The organism is Desulfosediminicola ganghwensis, from assembly GCF_005116675.2.
GTDB classification, from domain to species: Bacteria; Desulfobacterota; Desulfobulbia; order Desulfobulbales; family Desulfocapsaceae; genus Desulfopila; species Desulfopila ganghwensis.
Genome location: NZ_CP050699.1, coordinates 2,484,577 through 2,504,354 on the forward strand (window position 1 = coordinate 2,484,577; position 19,778 = coordinate 2,504,354).

The 19,778-nt window shown below is 50.1% G+C and carries 17 protein-coding genes; 8 read left to right on the top strand and 9 right to left on the bottom strand.

The window, feature by feature from the left end; translation table 11 throughout:
- Positions 1 to 595 precede the first annotated feature (595 nt).
- Positions 596 to 2,014, top strand: coding sequence for a B-box zinc finger protein (locus tag FCL45_RS10570; protein WP_167495699.1), 1,419 nt, complete (start codon positions 596 to 598; stop codon positions 2,012 to 2,014).
- Between the two features lie 120 nt (positions 2,015 to 2,134).
- On the opposite strand, the gene FCL45_RS10575 is transcribed toward FCL45_RS10570, so the two are convergent.
- From FCL45_RS10575 to FCL45_RS10585, 3 genes are all read right to left on the bottom strand, one after another.
- Positions 2,135 to 3,613, bottom strand: coding sequence for a rhomboid family intramembrane serine protease (locus FCL45_RS10575; RefSeq protein WP_136796395.1), 1,479 nt, complete (start codon positions 3,611 to 3,613; stop codon positions 2,135 to 2,137).
- A 164-nt stretch (positions 3,614 to 3,777) separates the two neighbouring features.
- A complete protein-coding gene (locus FCL45_RS10580; protein ID WP_136796396.1) occupies positions 3,778 to 4,821 on the bottom strand; it encodes an aldose epimerase family protein in 1,044 nt (347 codons plus the stop codon).
- A gap of 23 nt (positions 4,822 to 4,844) precedes the next feature.
- Positions 4,845 to 5,276, bottom strand: coding sequence for an FGGY-family carbohydrate kinase (locus FCL45_RS10585; RefSeq protein ID WP_136796397.1), 432 nt, complete (start codon positions 5,274 to 5,276; stop codon positions 4,845 to 4,847).
- A 414-nt stretch (positions 5,277 to 5,690) separates the two neighbouring features.
- Here FCL45_RS10585 and FCL45_RS10590 point away from each other — a divergent pair, with 414 nt between their 5' ends.
- A complete protein-coding gene (locus FCL45_RS10590) occupies positions 5,691 to 8,273 on the top strand; it encodes a hybrid sensor histidine kinase/response regulator (RefSeq protein WP_167495700.1) in 2,583 nt (860 codons plus the stop codon).
- A gap of 32 nt (positions 8,274 to 8,305) precedes the next feature.
- Here FCL45_RS10590 and FCL45_RS10595 read toward each other — a convergent pair whose 3' ends face one another.
- From FCL45_RS10595 to FCL45_RS10610, 4 genes are all read right to left on the bottom strand, one after another.
- Entirely contained in the window at positions 8,306 to 8,770 is a 465-nt protein-coding gene (locus FCL45_RS10595; protein ID WP_136796399.1) for an alpha/beta fold hydrolase, read from the bottom strand.
- Positions 8,771 to 8,782: 12 nt separating this feature from the next.
- A complete protein-coding gene (locus FCL45_RS10600; RefSeq protein WP_228721474.1) occupies positions 8,783 to 11,884 on the bottom strand; it encodes an efflux RND transporter permease subunit in 3,102 nt (1,033 codons plus the stop codon).
- Positions 11,885 to 11,897: 13 nt separating this feature from the next.
- Positions 11,898 to 13,271 carry an efflux RND transporter periplasmic adaptor subunit gene (locus FCL45_RS10605; RefSeq protein WP_136796401.1) on the bottom strand — a complete coding sequence of 458 codons (1,374 nt, stop codon included), beginning with the start codon at positions 13,269 to 13,271 and terminating at the stop codon, positions 11,898 to 11,900.
- A gap of 101 nt (positions 13,272 to 13,372) precedes the next feature.
- The gene (locus FCL45_RS10610) at positions 13,373 to 13,981 is read right to left on the bottom strand and encodes a TetR/AcrR family transcriptional regulator (RefSeq protein ID WP_136796402.1); all 609 of its coding nucleotides are present in this window, start codon (positions 13,979 to 13,981) and stop codon (positions 13,373 to 13,375) included.
- A gap of 169 nt (positions 13,982 to 14,150) precedes the next feature.
- Between FCL45_RS10610 and FCL45_RS10615 the strand changes: the two genes are divergently transcribed.
- Positions 14,151 to 14,594, top strand: coding sequence for a PPC domain-containing DNA-binding protein (locus FCL45_RS10615; protein ID WP_136796403.1), 444 nt, complete (start codon positions 14,151 to 14,153; stop codon positions 14,592 to 14,594).
- A gap of 107 nt (positions 14,595 to 14,701) precedes the next feature.
- Here the strand turns inward: FCL45_RS10615 and FCL45_RS10620 are convergent, their stop codons facing one another.
- A complete protein-coding gene (locus FCL45_RS10620) occupies positions 14,702 to 15,091 on the bottom strand; it encodes a CTP synthase (RefSeq protein ID WP_136796404.1) in 390 nt (129 codons plus the stop codon).
- 33 nt (positions 15,092 to 15,124) lie between these two features.
- Positions 15,125 to 15,409, bottom strand: coding sequence for a CTP synthase (locus tag FCL45_RS10625; protein WP_136796405.1), 285 nt, complete (start codon positions 15,407 to 15,409; stop codon positions 15,125 to 15,127).
- Positions 15,410 to 15,498: 89 nt separating this feature from the next.
- Here FCL45_RS10625 and FCL45_RS10630 point away from each other — a divergent pair, with 89 nt between their 5' ends.
- From FCL45_RS10630 to FCL45_RS10650, 5 genes are all read left to right on the top strand, one after another.
- Positions 15,499 to 15,714, top strand: a complete 216-nt coding sequence (locus FCL45_RS10630) for a hypothetical protein (RefSeq protein ID WP_136796406.1) — start codon at positions 15,499 to 15,501, stop codon at positions 15,712 to 15,714.
- Positions 15,715 to 15,747: 33 nt separating this feature from the next.
- Positions 15,748 to 16,812: a bifunctional DNA-binding transcriptional regulator/O6-methylguanine-DNA methyltransferase Ada gene (ada, locus tag FCL45_RS10635; RefSeq protein WP_217907714.1), complete on the top strand. Its 1,065-nt coding sequence runs from the start codon at positions 15,748 to 15,750 to the stop codon at positions 16,810 to 16,812.
- A 31-nt stretch (positions 16,813 to 16,843) separates the two neighbouring features.
- Positions 16,844 to 17,416: a TetR/AcrR family transcriptional regulator gene (locus tag FCL45_RS10640; RefSeq protein WP_136796408.1), complete on the top strand. Its 573-nt coding sequence runs from the start codon at positions 16,844 to 16,846 to the stop codon at positions 17,414 to 17,416.
- A gap of 101 nt (positions 17,417 to 17,517) precedes the next feature.
- Entirely contained in the window at positions 17,518 to 18,639 is a 1,122-nt protein-coding gene (locus FCL45_RS10645; RefSeq protein ID WP_217907715.1) for an MBL fold metallo-hydrolase, read from the top strand.
- A gap of 334 nt (positions 18,640 to 18,973) precedes the next feature.
- Positions 18,974 to 19,777, top strand: coding sequence for an aldo-keto reductase family protein (locus FCL45_RS10650; protein WP_136796409.1), 804 nt, complete (start codon positions 18,974 to 18,976; stop codon positions 19,775 to 19,777).
- Position 19,778: the final 1 nt, after the last annotated feature.

Below are 19,778 nucleotides of genomic sequence, written 5' to 3' on the forward strand. Positions count from 1 at the left end.
GTTTCCGCAGCGAGCTGTCCTAATTCATGAGGCACACTGTCAAGGCCGAAACTGTTGAGATTTGAGTTGAGAAATATGCAAACCATGGGAACCGAGGCCGCGAGCACTATGACTGTGGCCTTCAGGGATCAAAGCGGCGAGCTGTCCTAATCCGACGCCCCAGAAAAAATAGGCTGTAAGCGCGTGAGCAAAAGACCCATCGGCCGAGCCCTGGCCGCAGGTAAACGCAGCAGAACCAGTAACACGAGTACTGCTATTACCGGAGTAACGGTTCTGAGGAGTTGAAGAAGTGTCATGATGGCAAACCATTGTGAGAGGTGAAGTCAGCGTGATCCTGAATGAGAACAAGCAAAAGGCAAGTATCAATGGCAACGGGAAAAAGGGCAGCAGAAATTCCTTTGTGCCGAACACTACAGGGAGGGGGCTTGATGGAGCTGCGCGGCTAGCTGAAAACTTGAGCATGTCTTATAACTATACGAAATTAGTCTTAAAAATGTTGGAAGTGGAGCCCCGTTGCGGTAAGGTGGTTATGTAATAAATGTCCGGATGTATAGTAGCTGTACTCATCAAGTCTGCAGTCTTCGGGAGCCCGGTTATGTCCTTGGAATGTTCGTTGCACCGTGCGCGTCCAGCGCACTTTGTATGTTATGAATGTGGAACTTCCCTGTGTGATGAGTGTGTTTCCACTCGCGTCTCTCAGGGTTATGGCGGCAAGGAGAAAAACTATTTTTGTCCGGCATGCGATTCGCAAGTTCAGCTGGCTGGTCTTGGCAATGTCATGGTGCCATTCTGGCACCGGCTCAGTTCTGTATTCCTGTACCCCTTTCAGTTGGTGCCGCTTATTCTGACCGCAGTACTGTCACTGCTGGCAGCGGTTTTCCCAACAAATATTCTCGTAAGTCTCGGGGTATGGGTAATCATGATGAAGTATGCCTATGCCGTGCTGATCGAAACCGGGCGAGGTTCACTCAATGCTCCGGACGTAAGCGTGGAACTGATCAATCAGGATGTGATGCAGGTGCTGAAACAGTATCTGGTCTTTGCGCTGCTGGGGGGCAGCATTGGCTTCGTCGCAAGCCATTCGGTTATGGCGGCAATATTCCTGGGGGTGCTGGCGATAGCCTGTCTCCCAATGATACTGATGCTGCTGGTCTCGATCAACTCGGTGCTGCAGGCGTTGAACCCAATGCTTTTTGTGCCGATAATTTTTCGGATAGGTTGGCCATATCTCTTGATGTATCTCTTCCTGGCTTTTTTCATGGCAGCCCCAGCCGCTTTTTTTGCATATTTGCCGGTGGAGGTTATGCCCCCGCTACTCTATGCCTTTGTGATCAGCTTTGTTTCCCAGTGCTACACGATAATGAGCTATCACTTAATGGGGTATGTGTTGCTGCAGTATCATGATCGCATCGGCTATGTTGTAGATTATGAGTTTTTCATTGAGAATCAGGGTGGAAGGGCTAAACGAAAGCCTAAGAGCGCCGAGGAAGATCTGAAGACCGGCCTGTCAATTCTTGTTAAAAATGGCAAATACAGGGAGGCGCTGGATAAGCTGCTCCCATTTGTGAAACAGAAAGACCCGGACTGGGAACTTTCAGAAAAGTTCTATCAGCTATTGAATATGTCGGGAGAGCAGGATAAGGCGTTACGCTATTCTGTACGCCATTTCGAGGTGCTGGTTAAGAATAATCGTAAAAAACAGGCGACTGAGCTATTTCCAAAAATCACTGCAAGTCCTACCGCTCCGCCAGCTGCCGGAAGTGTCTTTGCCATGGCTGGCTGGTGCGAAGAGATGAACGATTTCAAATCCGCCTTGAATGGCTATGTCTATTTCACCAAACATTTCAAGAACGACCCGCTTCTGCCAGAGGTCTATTTCAAGCTGGCGATGCTCCTCCATGAAAAGGGGCGAAAGAGCGACAAGGCCAGGCAGATTCTCAGAGGAATCATTAAGGCATTCCCAGGCCATGACCTCACTCCAAAAGCTATGCAATATTTGAAAGCGGTTGGTTGACATTGCAAAATATATCAGACCCTTTCTGCGATTTTTTCCAGTTAAAGGCCTGCAACACCTGCCGTAATTATAGGTGAAGTGCGTAGCAGTCCAGCCCGTATTTTCCAGGAAATATCCGGGCTAGTTGGGCTGCTCTCCAAAGCCGGGACTGCGCAGCCGGGTCCTGGCCTGTAATGCTTCATCGCTGCCAGGATATTTGTGTATGAGTGCCTTGAGGCACTGGCTTGCCTCTATACTTCTGTTGTCGTGTAAAAGGCCTTCTGCCAGGGTGAGAAGGTAGTGAGGCAGGCCCGGGCAATCTGGATTTTTTCTAAAGAGGGTGGAAATAAGCGGGGCTGCCTTGCGGTATTCTCTGACTTTGAGGTAAAGACGGCTGGCGTGCTCTATTGTTTCGAGTTGCAGGCGTGGCTGGGAGGCAGTTTGGGTGTAGTCTTCTAATATTTCCAGAAAATCTTCTGGCGGTTTGGGGATAAGCGCTCGAAGTATGCATCGGGCGCTTTCATGAAACTGCTCGCTGTTTGGGCGGCTCTTGTCGACCGAGTAGAGCTGGCGGAGTACCATCAGATTGTCTGGAGCGAGCTCCAGGGCTTTGGCAAAGGCAGCTCTTGCCTTGGGCAGGTCAAGTTTTTCGAGGTAATCGAGTCCTTCATCCAGGTACTTGTCCAGGGCGTTTTGGGTTGTCTGGGGAGTGAAGAGTGCCTCGATCTGTTCTGTACGGAGCAGCTTATAGGCCGTGCCTATGAGCAAACCGGAGAGCAGGCCGCCGATATGGGCGACATAGGCGACGTTGCTTTCAGTATTGAGAGAGAGTTGAAAAAATTCTTTGAGCAGCCAGAAGGGGAAGAGCGCCAGCGCCGGAACCATGGCGTAGTTGAAATAAAAGCCCAGTGAATAGAAAATACGAATTTTACGCATGCCAAAAATGACCCCGTAACTTCCCATCAGGCCGGAGATGGCTCCAGATGCTCCGACCAGAGGGCCGCTTGCCGTGGGGTAAACAATTCCGAAAAGCACACTGGCGCATACGCCTGTGATCAGGTACAGACCAAGAAAAAGGGAAGGTCCCAGGGCAACCTCAAGGATAGCGCCTACCAGGTAGAGAAACACCATGTTGCCCAGGAGATGCATGAAGCCGCCGTGCAGAAATATGCAGCTGAACAGGCCGGTGACGTTGTTTTTTCGCGGTGAATATCCGTACTTGATGATAGCGGCTGATCCAAGGATTTCCTCGAAACGATTACGTTTGTCGCGCCACTGCTGATAACTCGGACTCTCCAGAGTGATGATCTGATCCTGTTCGAGGAGTATGGCAAACTGGTCATCCTGCAGCATTTGCCTGGCCAGCCTTTCTTTTCCTTCTTCTGTCTCGGGGAAGGCAATCTCTTCGGGTGTACCTTTTTTCTGTAAAAAATCGCCATAAGCCTGCACTTCGATATCAACGAGCCGGGACTGCTCGTAATATTGGTAGGCCCTGTTGTAGATGGAGCTATCACCAGCTTGAAGGGTGAAGAGAATCAGCGTGTTGATGACGATAAGCAGAATACAGATCCAGGGTACGTTTGTGCTATTACTTCTGGTGAAGACCGGTACAACAAGCATAGTGAGGCCTCGCTTATGGAGTTAACAACCGGATGAATGTAATCGCTACTCAGGGGGTGATGTGATGATATCAGATAATAGTCTGTTATAACAGTGTAAAATTGTGATTTTGTGGTGGCGACAGGTGGCCGGTGGCAGGTGGCGAAGGTGGTACGAGGGGGCTGTCAGTCGACAGAAAAGAGGTAGGAGGTTGTTGCCTTATACTGTTTTTCCGCGGGAAGAATAGCCTCTGGGAAATGGTCGTGATTGACCGCGTCAGGGAAGTTTTGTGTCTCCAGGCAGAGACCTGCGCCGGGGGTGTAAGACTGACCGCCTTTGCCATGTTGTGGTGCCAGCGAGGAACTGTCATACAGTTGCAGACCCGGTTGGTTGGTAATAATCTTCATGGTGCGGCCGGAGGCGGGATCGTGCAGGATAGCCGCTGGATTCTGCTCGCTCATTGGTGTGTTCAAGACGTAATTGCAATCAAAGCCGCCTGCGATACCCGCCTCCGACAGGGCTTTGTGCCGGTTTGCCATGGTATCGATATCACGGAAATCGTAAGGAGTGCCGGCAACGGGAACAATTTGGCCGGTGGGAATGAGTCTCTCATCAGTTTCAGTTCGACTATCACTGTTGATCTGAAGTCGATGGTTGCCGATTGAACCGGAGCCATGGCCTGCCAGATTGAAATAGCTGTGTTGAACGATGTTGACCGGTGTGGCCATATCGGTTGTTGCGTGTGCTTCGAAAGTAAGACTGTTCCGGTCGAGTCTATAGATTATGGTCACATCGAGGTTGCCGGGGTAGCCTCCTTCCAGATGCGGGGAGACTCGGTGAAGTCTGACGCAGAGGGTGTCGGCCTCTCGATACGCTTCGCTCTGGTAATGCTGGCGGTCGAATCCCGAGAAACCGCCATGCAGATGGTTCAGGCCGTCATTCTGGTCGAGTTGATAGCGGTTACCGTTAAGAATATAACGGCCATCAGCGATGCGATTGCCATATCTACCGACAACAGCGCCGATGTATCCGGTATTTTTCAGGTATCCCTTCAGGTTATCGAAACCCAGTACAACATCGGCCGAGCCCTGTCGTCCAGGCAGATGGAGCTGGGTGATGATACACCCGTAATCGAGAATGTGTACCTGTATCCCTTTGGCATTGTCGAGGGTATACTCATGGACGTCTGTTCCTTCACTGCTCCCGAAATTGCGGCACTCGATGGACATGGCTTTCTCTTGCGGTTTACTTGCTATCTGTTCAGCGGTTTGAGCTGCTCTTCAAGTTGCAGATACCGATGGTAAATTTTACGGTAGACCAATACCATATCCGGCTGGGGTTCGCACCTGCTTGATTTATCGAGTTTGACATGCTGGTTACATATTGCGATGAGTGAGGTTTTATCGGAATTGTTGGTGGTGGCATTAATATAACACCACATGGCCTGGAAGACAGCATTAAGAGCACCAGCCTCGGTTGTGACCGGAGAGACCACCGGCTGGTTAAAAATGTCCGCGACCACCTGCCGCCAGACTAAACTCTCCGCTTCACCACCAACCAGCCGAATTTCATCTGGCTTTAATCCATTTCTCTCCATCCCCTCAGCGCCATAGCGGAGGACCATGGTTGCCCCTTCTATGGCGGCGCGACAGATGTTTTCCACCTTTAAGTTGGTTGTGGTCATCCCATGCAGGGCGAATTGTGCCGTAGGGCTGATCCTGCTCGATGAGGGGAGGCAGGGTAGTGGTCAGTCTACAGCAAGGGTCGATTGCATCGAGCACTTATATTCCCTCCTCAGCCTGGCATGCCTGGCTGAAATTGCAGCTGATCCACGCCTGTGCTACACTGTAAACAGGCAGAGCAGCTGTTTCTTATCTTTACAGATTATCGTCCTTCGCCTCGACTTCGGCTGATATCGTATACGGCAGCTGCTCTATTTCCTTAACCTTCGTATTGTAAAAACTTTATGCCGGCTCGCTCTCACCTGCATTGGTGCAACATCACCAGTGTACGTCACGGCTGCTTCGCGCTGTTGATCATACTTTTGGGGATCTCCTTTGCCTTGTCGCAGCAATCAACGCCGGAGTCTTCGTCTGATGTGAACAAGGATGATGAAATTCGCAGGGTTTTATTTATCAGCTCGTATCATCCTGGCTTTCCTACTTTTTTCAGGCAGATTGACGGGTTGCGTTCTGTTTTCTCAAAAGTCGGGTACATACGGCTCGATGTGGAATTCATGGATAGCAAGCGATTTGGTGAGTCATTCGGTCGTCAGCATATTCTTGAGATCTTATCTAAAAAGCTCGAAACAATACCCCGTTATGATCTGATAATGGTAGCCGATGATAACGCCTTGAGTTTTGCGCTTGATTATCAGGTTCAGCTATTCAATGAGATCCCCATAGTGTTTTTTGGCATAAATAATTACAAGAAAGCCATACAGTTGAACAGCAATCTGCTGGTAACCGGCGTTGTTGAGGCAGTTTCCATGGATGAGACTATCAGGCTCATGTTGAAGCTGAGACCTAAGGCCAGGGAAATTGTGGCAATAGTCGATTCAACACCGAGTGGTTTAGCAGACCTTGAACATTTCAAGTCAATGAAAGACCTTTTCCCAGATCTCGATTTTCGTAAATTATCCCTTGCCGACCATACTTTTGCTGAGCTTGGAAATCTGCTTGAGGGAATTGATGAAACAAGCGCGGTCTTGTTGCTCTCGGCGTACATTGATAAAGAGGGGAATCGCCTGACATTTGCAAGAAGCCTGCAGGGGCTTCTTGAACATCTCCATCAGCCATTGTTTCACCTCTGGTATCACGGTATTGGTGATGGCATTATCGGCGGCAAGGTTATCAGTCATATGGAGCAGGGTCGGGTGGCTGCAGAAATTGTGGTGGAAATTTTCGAAGGCAGAGACATTGCCGGCATACCTGTCGTTGCCGAGAGTCCGAATAAGTTTGTTCTCGATCACAATGTGATGGAACGTTATGGAATCAGCGAGCAGTTATTGCCCGAGGGTACGGTTGTGGTAAATCTGCCGTTGTCCTTTTACCGTCAACACAAACAGTTGGTATGGGTTGCTGTGACATTATGCTTAGTACAGAGTGTAATTATCCTGCTGCTGATTTATTCAATACACCGTAGAAAAATTGCCGAGGAGAAACTTCGGGAGAGCGAAGAACGTTACTATGCACTTTTTGCTAAAAATCATTCCGTAATGGTTCTGACCGATCCTGAGACTGTGACTATTGTTGACGCCAATCCCGCGGCCTGTCTTTATTACGGCTATGACAAGGATGACTTGATCGGGAAGAAGGTCAGCGAGATTAATATATTGCCGGAAGATGAACTTAAGGAAGTTATGACAGGGCTGGCCACCCAGAAGAAAAAACAGCTGGTATTCAAGCATCGCCTTGCCAGTGGAGAAATCCGTGATGTGGAGGTGTTTACCGGTCCGATTCCTTTGAAAGGGCGGCAGGTTCTGTGTTCCATAATTCACGATATTACCGATCGGAAACAACTGGAGGAGAAGCTCCTGCAATCCCAGAAGTTGGAGGCGATCGGCACATTGGCAGGTGGCATCGCACATGATTTCAATAATATTCTGGCCTCGATCATGGGGTATGCAGAGTTGGCAAAGGTGGAGCAATTTCCAGGAAGTGAAGTGGATGAATATCTGCAGAATGTCCTGACCGCCAGTGAGAGGGCCAGGGAACTCATCGCTCAGATTCTCGCCTACGGCAGGCAGGATATTGGCAAAAAAACTCCAATCTCAATGAGGCTGGTTGTGGAGGAGTCATTGAGGTTGCTCAGGGTATCTTTGCCTGCCATGGTAAAGATTGAATCGGATATCTGTGCTGAGGAGTGTACGGTGGATGCCAACGTAAGTAAGCTCCACCAGATGGTGCTTAATCTTTGCACCAATGCGGCCCATGCTATGGAAAAGAGCGGGGGGACGTTGTCGGTGGTGCTGCAAAAAGTACATCTGCAGCGTGGTGATTTGAAAGATACTCCTGATCTGCAGCCAGGAGAATATGTGCGATTATCAGTGCGAGATACCGGGGTCGGGATTGATCCGGAAATTCGCTCCAGAATTTTCGATCCATATTTTACTACCAGGTCAGGTCGAAAAGGCTCTGGTTTGGGCTTAGCGGTGGTAACTGGAATTGTGCAGAGTATACAAGGGTATATCACGGTGGACAGCAAACAGGGGGAGGGGGCCCAATTTGATGTATATCTTCCTATTTGCGACAGGGCCATTGCTGTTTTCGAAGGGACGGAGCCGGAACAGATTACAGGTCATGAACGGGTGCTGGTTGTGGATGACGAACCGGCGCTTATCCATATCCTGAAGCAGAAGCTCTCACGGCTGGGCTATTCAGTGACTGGAGCCAACAGCGGTGATGAAGCCTGGCAACTATTCGAGGAAGACCCGCAGGCTTTCGACATCGTTTTGACGGACCATGCCATGCCCGGAATCAGCGGTGAAGTACTGGCCCGCAGAATGAAGGAACTGAGAGCTGATATTCCGGTTGTGATACTTTCAGGCTATAGTACAAAGTTGGAACTTGTCTGTGATGAGCCGTTTATAGACGCGATTCTGGATAAACAGGTGGATGACCAGGTACTTGGTTCAACCCTCAGGCAACTGCTTGATAAATACGCCTCTGCAGTTCGCTGACTTTTTCCGGTAGAAGTATGTGCATAATTGTCTCAGCCTATATATTTCTGCCAGTCGATTTTCTGGAATGTGCCGTGCAGCATATGGTCGTCATCAACCACTTCTATCTCCAGATTGCGAAAGGTACTTTCGGCAGCCGGGAGTACCAGCGCCGGAGGGCAGACATCATCTTTATCCCCGACCACCAATAGGGTTGGAACATCAATCTTGGTTTCCGGCGGAGTGAACTCAAAGTTCAGTGCCGGAGCCAGCAGCACCAGCTGTTTGACCCTGTGGGGAGATGAGCAGGCGTAGGCAGTGGCCATCAACCCCCCAAAGCTTGAGCCGATAAATGTCAGGTCGTTTTCAACCCCACACAATACCGCGAGCTGGTCCAGCCGTTCTCTAAGGCTGCCAGAGAAATCCGGGCATTGCACCTGGGGGAAACGGTTGGCGAAATACCTTCCTTTGGTGCCTTTGCCGGATGAATCGAGTCCGTGGAGAAAAAATGTGGTCATATCGTTTCAGTCTCAATGTTTGCGTAACAGGTTGAAATCGTCAAAAACAGAGTAGATCGCCGGGATTACCAGTAATACCAATACAGTGGTCATAAGTAACCCGAAGACCAGCGAGCAGGCAAGCGGAATGAGAATCTGGGCTTGCATGGAGCGCTCTGCCAGCAGTGGCAACAGTCCCATGATGGTGGTGGCAGAGGTGAGCAGCACAGCGCGGAAACGGTCACGACTGGCGAGCTTGGCCGCGTCAGTAGCAGATTCGCCACGATCCATGTGGTTACGGATAAAGGTCACCAGCAGTATTGAGTCGTTGACCACAATTCCTGCCAGTGAAATAAAACCCATAATGGATGGCATCACCAGATCGAGGCCAAGCAACAAGTGGCCCCAGATAACCCCGATCAGCGCAAATGGTATCAGTATCATGACGATGATTGGCTCAAGATAGCTTTTAAACTGCAGGCTCAAGACAATGAAGACACCGAACAGACCGATGATAAATGCTTTTTTAAAGCCTTGCATGGCCGCGCCGCGTTCTTTCTCCTGGCCTTCGGCTATCACCGTGATGTCGGGAAATTGCTGTTTGAGCCGGGGAAGGAAATTCTTGCTGGTATGGTCAATGATTTCCTTGGCGTTTGCCAGGTTTACATCAACATCGCCCGTTATGGTGACGGTCCGCATGGAGTTGATCAGGTTGATGCTGGCGTAACCGCGGTCCTGACTCACGGTGGCCACCGATTGCAGGGGAACCCGTTTGCCATCCGGGCTGATCAGGTGAAACTGAGAGAGATCGGTGATAAAGTCCCTGTCACCGCTGTCCAGTCGTACCATTACCTCATACGATTCTCCGCCATACTGGATTTCGTTGGCCACGCCTCCGTAAAAAGCGGCTCGTAACTGGCTGGCTGCCGTCCTGGCGGTGAAACCCATGGCCAATGCTCCTTTATTGAGTTCTATCCTGAACTCAGGCTTGCCGGGCCGCAGGTTATCGTCGAGATCGACAACACCATCGTAACCATTCAACCAGTCCATGAGCTGGACCGATGCAAGTTTCAGTCGGCCAAGATCCCGGCCCTGCAGCAGCAACTCGATGGCGAGACCACCCGGGCCTATGCTGGGCTCTTTATAGGCGATGTTGATGATGTCCGGTATCTCCCCGACATATTCACGCCAGAGGCTGGTGATCTCATCAATTGTGGTGTTGCGTTCTTCAGCGCTGAGCAGGTCAAGCGAGACGGTTGCCACATGGGGCCCATTTTCACCAGCGTCTTCATTGGTGTTAAATAGTACAGTGTAGTTTTTAACCAGTTCATTGTGCTCAGGTTGATCAGGAGTCAACTCCCTGTTAAGTCGCTGAACAGCGTTAACCACCGTGTCCACCACCTGTTCGGTGCGGTTCAGTGAGGTGCCCTGGGGCATGAGAATCCTGGCTTGCAGCACATCGCCCTCAGTTTCCGGGAATGCTTTGATTTTGAGGTGACCTCCTGCAATCATGGACAGGGAGAGAAGGAATATAAAGATCACGAAGCCAAGGGAGAGATAGCGCCACTCCACCACAAAATCGACAGCCCTGCCCAGAACGTTTTCGCGAACTCTCTCTATCTGGCCGTCAAACCTGGCCCTGAATTTTGATTTCGCTTTCGGGTTGTAATCTTTCAGTGAATGGGCGAGGTGGCTTGGCAGGATGCAGAACGCCTCGACAATACTGACCGTCAGGGTCACTATCAGCACCACCGGAATAGCGTAAAGGACCTTGCCGATATCCCCCTCCATCGCAAGTGCCAGCGCTCCAAAAACAAAAAGAGTAGTAAGAAAAGAAGAAAGAACACCTGCGGCAACTTCCGCCACACCGTCAATGGTGGCTTCCAGCGCATTTTTGCCCTTCTCCAGGTGGGCGGCCACATTTTCGGCGATGACGATAGCATCATCCATCAGGATGCCGATGGCGATCAATAAGCCGACCATGGAGAGCATATTGAAGGAGAAGCCGATCTGTTTCATGATGAAAAAGGTCATGCAGAAAGAGACCGGGAGCCCCATAGCTACCCAGAACGACATACGGATATTGAAAAACAGCCAGAGGGTAAGAAAAACGAGAAACAACCCCTGAAGGCCATTCACGGTCAGCATCTGCAATCTGTCCCGGACTATCTCAGAGATGTTCTGGGTGATGTTGAAGGTAACGTCAGGCGGGGCTATACTCCGTTCCACCTCCAGAAACTCTTCGATCTGGTCCATGATATCCAGTGCGTCTTCCGATTTGTTTTTGCTCACCTGCAAGAGCCCGGCCCGGTGCCCGTTGAAGCGGATGGTATTTTCCCTATCCTCAAAACGATCGGTAATTGCGGCGATTTCCCTGAGCAGAATTTCGCCGCCCAGAGGGTTCGAGGCGACGACCAGCTTTCCAAGTTGCTGGGGGGTGCGTCGTTCTTCCGTAAAACGGATCAGATAATCGGTCTGATTGGTCTCGATGGTCCCGGCTGGCAGATCTATGGACTGATTGCGGATAATGGATTCGATATCGCTGATGGATAAACCGAGACGCATCAGCTGGTAGGCTGGAACCTCAACCAGCAACTGGTGGTCGGAAAACCCAAGAAGCTCAACCTGGCTGACCAGAGGCAGCTGTTTGATTTTGGCTTTAAGCTGCTCACAGTACAGTTTCAGATGAGACTCGCTCATGGGGCCGGTGACAGCGATAGAGAGCACCAGATCGGTTCGATTCAGCCGTTTGACGATAACGTCTTCAACTTCGTCCGGAAAGTTTGAGATGGCGTCTACTTCTGTTTTGATATCGTTGAGAAACTCTGTTGTATCAGCACCGTCACGCATCTCGAGGATGACCGTCGCCATCCCTTCACTGGCTTTAGAGGTGACTTTTACCAGGTTCGATATACCCTCGACGGCCTCTTCAATACGCTGACACACAGCCGATTCGATATCTTCAGCGGTAGCCCCGGGATAGACTGCGGTGACCGATACCTCTGTTGAGGTATAGTCGGGAAAGGTCTCGCGGCGGATATCGCCCATGGATAGTAAGCCAAGCAGCAGAAAAAGAGCCATCAGCAGGTTGGCTGCAGTGGGGTGAGCTGCGAGAGGAGCCAGCCATGATTTCATGAAAGTCATCTGCTCAGCTCCTGTCCGCAGCGATATTCAGCGCCTGGATTTTGTCGTTCAGCTCGCTGTCGACCATTGGCTTGACCAGCATGCCTTCAATTACCGGAACCAGGTCGGTGGTGATAACCGTTACCGTGTCACTGAGGCCCTGGCTGATTATGGCCAGATCGCCCATGACCATCTCAACCTCAACTTTTTGTCGCTGCAGCCTGCCTTCACCATTGACGGTATTGATAAAGCCGTCATGAATTGCCTGAAACGGCACCACATATCTGTCGCTCCGCGAGCTGCCCTGCAGCTCAACTTCTGCGTAGAGATTCGGCACCAGCGGTGGACGCCTGGAGGGGATTATTTTTTCATACGGCTGCTGGACTGAAACAAAAATGGTAATAGCGCCGGTAGTAATATCCACAGAGTCGCTGGTACGCATGAACCGGGCAGGCCACTCCGCTTCCCGACTAAAGAGCGGGACACGTACAGTGGCAGATATGCCTATCATTTCACGGATGGCGTCCATGCCTGATTTGGCAGCTTCAAGCGGTGATTTTTCGCCAACTTCGGGAGAGAGCAGATTGGAAAAGGAGGTGGGGGAAAGCTGGACGGGGATTTCCACCTCAGAAACGTTGACTGCTTTCAACAGGATAGCCCCAGCAGGGGTGAACTGATTGAGCTCGATGTTCACCTCAGAGATCCTGCAGTCAAATGGGGCGCGAATCACTGTTTTTTCTATATCCAGCCGCCGTTCAGACAGACTCGAAACATCAGACTCCTTTCTGGCCAGCAAGGCGTTTTTCTGGGAGGGGATGAGTTGCAGGTTGTTCAGCAGATTGTCCACACTGGTCTGCTGGATCAGCAGGTTCTTCTCTTCCTGGTCCAGCTCCGAGGCGGAGATGAAGCCATCTGCAAAGAGCGTACGTTTTCTCTCAAGCTCCTGCTTGGTCAGCTGCAACTTCTGTCTCTCAATTTCGAGGAGCTTTTCAGTATTGATGCGCTGCTGCTCCAGTTCCTTGAGCTGTGCCTCCAGATTCATGATGGAAGCTACGCTCCTGCTTTCGGCAAGTCCGTAGCTCTGGGGGTCAATCCGGACCAGCAGCTCGCCCTTGGTGACAAAGGTCCCTTTGTTCAGCTCAGGGTGAATTTCCACGATCTTACCGCTCACCTCCGGAAGAGCTTCCCAGGTATCAGTTGGTTGTACATAGCCGTAACCTGTGACTTTCGGAACTATGGTCATCGGCATGGCGGTTACCACGCTGACGGCACGGCGCTGCTCAGCCCGCTCCGGCCTGGTTGGCCCCTGTTTGTTGATGACCATATTGGCAATAACGATTACCCCGGCAATGATGGGTATAAAGAACAGGAGTTTCTTGGAAAGCTTGGGCTTTTTCATCTGCTGGCCTCGTCAGGGACTGTCGTGTAAGATCTGGTGATTATAATTGCGACGTTAGATTCTGTTCGGAGTGTATGCTCCGCAATAAACGCTGGTTTCTATCATCTTCGTATTGCTTCCCAGCACGAGTAGGTAATAATTTCTATGCGGTCTTCGCTTAATTCCATAAAGCCCTGGGCGGCATTTTTCAACATGAACGACATCGGTCCCATTGAGAGGGCAACCAGATACTGTATCGGTAAATCTTTTAATATTTCAAGTTGCGTACCCTTCACCAGGATAGCGTTCAAGGGGAAAAAAATTGGTTGTATATCTGGGTTCACCATGACGGTTTCAAGAACTTTTTTCCGGTAGGCTATGCCCAGCGGGGAATTGAGATACTGTTCGAGAAACTGGTGGTGGATCTGTAAGTTTTTGCCTGCACTCAGGAAGTCAGTACAAAAGCGGATGAACTGGGCATGAACGGAGGATTCTGGGTTGTAGTTCCTGCGCGCAGATCCGAAGATCTTTCGGGCCGAGTAGAGTGCCGCGACCTGGATAAGATCATCCTTGTTCTTGAAATGACGATAGATAGATCCCTCACCTGCCTTGGCATTTCCGGCAATCCTGGCTGTTGTGGTACGGGCAAAACCTTCCTGTGCCAGAGTGGATATGGTGGCTTCAATAATGGCTTTTTTTTTGGGTGACCAGCTTTCCGGCTGTTTGTCCATGGTGATCGCTCTGGGTTGTTGTGAGTAAATACTCCGTAATACTAGGGCTGGTAATGCTTGATGTCAACTGGTATTTTTGCTGTAACAATTTGTAGTTGTTACAAGGGGCTTGCCCTGAATAAACGAACAGGAATCAGCAAATGGCAGCAACAAGTCAAGCGAGGAAGGTATGAAATACAGTGTAGCAACACAGGGCAGAGTTTTTGTGCTCCGCCTTGAAGATGGGGAAATAGTACATGAAGTGATCGAGAAGTTCGCGACAGACCAGAAAATCGAGGCCGCATCACTTATCATTTTAGGTGGCGCAGATGATGGCAGTAAACTGGTGGTTGGTCCGAAAGAAGATCGTGGTGTCCCTGTGGAGGCGATGAAAACAGAGCTTACCAATGTTCATGAGGTAACGGGCACCGGTACCCTGTTTCGAGACGAGAATGGCGTACCGCTGCTGCATATGCATCTCGCCTGCGGCCGGGAGAACAGGACCACCACAGGTTGCATCCGCGAAGGGGTAAAGGTGTGGCAGGTGATGGAGGTGGTAATTCATGAGCTGGTGGGGAGTAGCGCCAAGAGAGTTCTGGAAGAGCCGCTGGGTTTTAAGTTGTTGCAGCCGTAGTGTTCAGTTCTCTTCCAGCAATTCATCACTTTTTCTACAGTGAGTTATTAAAGCTCGCTGTAGAAAATTTCGAATCTGAAATTGCCTGGAATGGTAAAGATTATAAATTACTTACCCTGACAGGCTTTAAAAAAACGATAGATAACGGGGTGGGGATGCTCTGGTGCTGAATTCAACTGTGGCTGAAAAAGCATGGCCAGGAAAAAAGGGTGATCGGTAATTTCAATAATTCTTGTCTCGCCGTCGGGGTTGCGACCTGAGAGGAGCATGTCGCTTGCGGTGAGATGATTTTTATATTGGCTGTTGAGGCTATAGCTGCAATTGAATTTTTCGCTGATAGTGGCCGTGGTGTAGATATCCCGGGCAAGTGACTCAGGTGCCAGCAAAATTTCCTGACATTCAGCTGTCAGCGAGCAGGACATAGGAGTGATCATCTGGTTGAAGAACTGTTTCACCTCGTCCCTGTTTTTGGGTGCGGCAAGTTTCAGCACGTGCAAGGCATACTCTACCAGAGCATGCTGGAAGCCGCTTCAGGTACCAAGGTAGGGGATGTTCTGCTCTCTGGCAGCCCTGATGGCGTTGATCATGCCCAGCGAACTGTCATGGTCTCCGGGTGCACCCCATAAACCGGAATAGCTCTGCAAGGCCGTGCACGATTCGTCGGTCTCCAGTTTTCTGGTGGGCAGCCAACATATCTCAAAATCACCAGATGTCAGCTCTGCGGCATGAATAAGGGCATTGTTTGTCGCCAGGTGAGAAGGGCGTGTTGCATCGAAATCGCCAATTATCCCAATTTGTATCTTCAGCGCACTCATTTTTCACCTGCCGTTTTCTGACAATGAAGTATTCAAATGTAAAAAAAGGATAGTAAACAAATTGTTATGTTTTGTCAGCAAGGGGATAGTTGTCAGAAGCGATGTATGTTTTGGGCCTCATTGAAGCCGATCAGGCAGATATCGCGGGAAAAGTGTGGAACATTCCAGAATGCACGGTGGATTTTAGATTGCAAAGCAAGATTCAGAGTGTTTCTTCGGCTGGTCAATTTATAGTAAAGAAAAGTTCGAAAGATGGCTCGCGCAACATAACGATGGTGATAGTGTATGAGCATGAAAATGAATAGGGGTATGAATAGCGTTCGATCTGGAGAAGAGCTGTGAAGAAGCCTGAGATTCTGGATCAGTCTCTGTGTTGGCACGCTGTTCTCAGCCGTACAGATAATGGTGACGGCAGTTTTTATTATGGTGTGAAAACCACTGGTATATATTGCCGCCCAGGCTGTTCGTCGCGCTTGCCGAAGCGGGAAAATGTCGAATTTTTCCCAAGTTGTGAAGAAGCTGAGGCGAAGGGGTATCGTGCCTGTAAAAAATGCCGGCCGACCGAGCTCGGTAAAGAGCATTACCTGAAGGAAAAAATAGTGACTGCCTGCCGCATCATTGAGAGCAGCAGTGAACATATCAAACTCGCCGACCTGGCGGCAGAGGTGGGGCTCAGTCCGTATCATTTTCATCGGCTATTCAAGAAATATCTGGGAGTGACACCGAAACAGTATTCGATGTACAGACAGTCGGTACGGTTTGGTGACCATGTGAAAAGTTCCGGGTCTGTCACCGAGGCAATTTATGAGGCCGGTTTCGGCTCCAATAGCGTTGCCTATCAGAAAAGGAATAGAAAGCTTGGGATGAAGCCGAAGATCCTGAAGAAAGGGGGAGAGGGGCTGACTATTCGTTATGGAATCAGCTCATGCTATCTGGGCGCAATAATTGTAGCAACCACCGGGAGGGGTGTTTGTGCCATTGAATTTGCGGATGATCCGGAGGACTTACCCACTCTCGTTCAGGCGCGTTTTCCCAAGGCGAAACTTATGGAAGGCGGGGGCGATTTTGTTGAGCTCCTGGAGATGGTTGTACGCAGCATAGAGGTGCCGCAGCAAGCGCACAATATTCCGCTCGAGATTCAGGGGACGGCGTTCCAGCTCCAGGTCTGGGAAGTGGTAGGCAGCATAAATTGCGGCCAAACACTCACCTACACCGAAGTTGCCGAACGCATGGGCAAACCTCAGGCGGCCCGTGCCGTAGCCTCCGCCATTGCAGCAAATTCCTTGGCAGTGGTTATCCCATGTCACAGGGTGGTGGGAAAGGATGGCAGACTTGCCGGATATCGTTGGGGAATTGAACGAAAACAGCAATTACTTGCAAAAGAGCGCACGGAAGAAACTTGACATAAGTGAATGATCGTTTATTTTATCCGCCATGAGAACGCGAGATGATAAAAAACAGGAGGCGCTCTTCCTGGCTACTATCAAGGTAGTGAACGAGATCGGCTTTGCCGCAAGTTCTGTATCGAAGATTGCCAAAGAGGCCGGTGTATCTCCGGCAACCCTCTATATATACTTTAAAAACAAAGAAGATCTGCTTGTCTCGACCTATCTTGAGATCAAGCAAGGCATGGGGGTGGCAATGCTGGAGGGGTTTGATGAACGTGATCCTGTCCACGATATCTTTCACCGTATCTGGCGTAATACATTCGCTTACGTTGCTGAAAATGCCGAAGAGTTTCATTATGCCGAGCAGTTCTCCAATTCACCGTTCAGTGACCGCATAGACATGGCGCAGATTCAAAAATATTTTGAACCGCTGTTCCGGGTTGTTCGTCGTGGTGTCGAAGAGAAAATTCTTAAAGATGTAGATATGGATATGATTGCAGTGTTCCTTATCTATCCCATCATGGCATTGGCAAACCCCAGGCATTGCAAAGGGTTTGAAGTGACAGAAGACAATATTGAAACGGCTTTTCGAATGGCCTGGGATGCCTTGAGGTTGTAAGGTACCGGGTACAGGGGTTGTAGGGATGTGTGAGGAACCACCGCACGGTAGAGTTCTTTTAAACTGAAAATAAATGATTGTTCATTAATGAAAGAATGCAGATGAGCTATAAGACTATAATTGGCGCTCTAGTGGTGTTGGGCGCCATGTTTACAGGAGCATGTATCATGCAGGAACATAAAGCAAACGCATCAGACAAGATGACAAATGATAATGATACCGAGGTATCCACTTTAGCTTTAAAGGAGTATCCGAAAATGCTCTGGAAATTCTTTTTTGAAAGAGGGGAGAAATTTCCCGAAGGTGTACTGCCGCAAAAGCAGCTCAATTTTTCTGAAATGTTTCAGGAAGAAGGAAGTAAAGGAGTCTTGAAGGCTGCCTGGCTTGGTCACTCGACCATGTTAATCAATATAGACGGTTTTTCGGTGTTGACTGATCCGGTCTTTGAGGAAAAAGTCTCGCTGGTCGGCCCGAGCCGTTTTAACGGAGAGCTACCTCTCGATCCTGATTATATTCCGGCTGTTGATGTGGTCCTCATATCACATAACCACTATGATCACCTGAATAAATATTCAGTCAGGAAAGTGGCCGACAAGGCCGGTATGTTTGTTGTACCTCTTGGAGTTGGCAAGAAGTTGATTCAATGGGGAGTACCTGCTGAAAAGGTGTTCGAGCTGAATTGGTGGCAGGAGGTGCAAACCTTTCAGGGATTAGAAATTATAGCAACTCCCAGCCAGCATTTCTCTGGCAGGGGATTGTTTGACAGAAACAAAACCCTTTGGTCTTCCTTTGTGATCAGGACGGAAAACCATTCTGTATTCTTCAGTGGAGACAGCGGGTATTTCGAGGGATTTAAGCAGATTGGTGAGAAGTACGGGCCGTTTGATGTCACTTTTCTGGAGTGTGGGGCGTATGACGAACGCTGGAAAAATGTGCATATGATGCCAGAAGAGACCGTGCAGGCGTTTTTTGATCTCGGCGGTAAAGTGTTACAACCGGTTCATTGGGCGACATTCAACCTCTCCCTGCATCCATGGTATGAACCGATCGAACGGGTCACCAGTGAAGCCTGGAAGAAAAGTGTGCACGTTTCAGCGCCAATCATAGGCGGAATAGTTGATTATCAGCAACCGATAGTCACCAAATTCTGGTGGCACCAGGCCATGGAGGAGAGCAGGTTGAAAAACAGTGAGCCGCAACTTGCAGCAGAGTTTGAAAACTAGGAGTTTATAGCACCGAGCAGGTTTTGTGAGACTCGATGTAATCGAAAAAAGAACCATCTGATTACCCATAATTTACAGCTTGAAAAGGTGAGAAGGGAAAGAGAGGTGCAAGGCGTGCCAGATAGGGAAGTTACCCTCCTGAACTCGATTCATTATATCGAGTTGCCGGGGCCAGACGCGGCTCTCTCCTCTTCATGACCTTCTGCCTTTCATGGGAGCCTGGTTTGATCTGGCATGGGGCGCATTCCGGTGTCAGAATGTGCTACCATGAAATCGAATCATCCAGATTAGCCGCAACGATCAGTCAAAAAACTCTTCAAAACCAGAGGACAGTATGGATCTCAACGAAAAGAGAAGTCTGGGCAAAACCGGACTCCTGGTTGGCCGGTTAGGTGTCGCCAGCGGGTATGGTGCCAGTGCAGAGGCATATGAGATGGCTTTTGAGCGGGGGTGCAATTATTTTTACTGGAGTTCACCGCGCAAGCCGGGCATGGGCGAGGCGATTCGCAATATCTGCCGCCAGGGGAAGCGTGATGAGCTGGTGATCGTTTTGCAGAGCTATTCCCGCTCGGCCCGTCTTATGGAGTATTTTTTCACCAAGGGCTTGAAAGATATCGGGTTGGATTCTGTAGATGTACTGCTGCTCGGTTGGCACAACAGTGCCCCCTGGGAACGGATAATGGCGCGAGCCAGACAGATGCAGGCAAAAGGCATGTTTCGCCATTTGGCACTATCGGGCCATAATCGCGGACTGTTTCCGGAACTGGCCAGCCAAGGCAGTTTCGATCTCTTTCACCTGCGCTACAATGCAGCACACCGTGGAGCGGAAAGAGAAATATTTGCCAAACTCGACCCCCAGCAGCGGCCGGGGCTGGTGAGTTACACCGCGACCCGTTGGGGGCACCTGATCAACCCGAAGAAGGTGCCGCCAGGCGAAGCTCCGCTTACCTCCAGTGACTGTTACCGTTTTGTGCTGACCAACCCGGCGGTGGATGTCTGTATGTGCGGGCCAGCCGATGTGGGGGAGATGGCTGCGGCATTGCACACCCTGGATGCCGGCCCATTGGATGAAACCGAGATGGCCCGGGTGAAGAGTATCGGTGATTATGTCCATCAGCACTCGGGGAAATTCTGGTAAG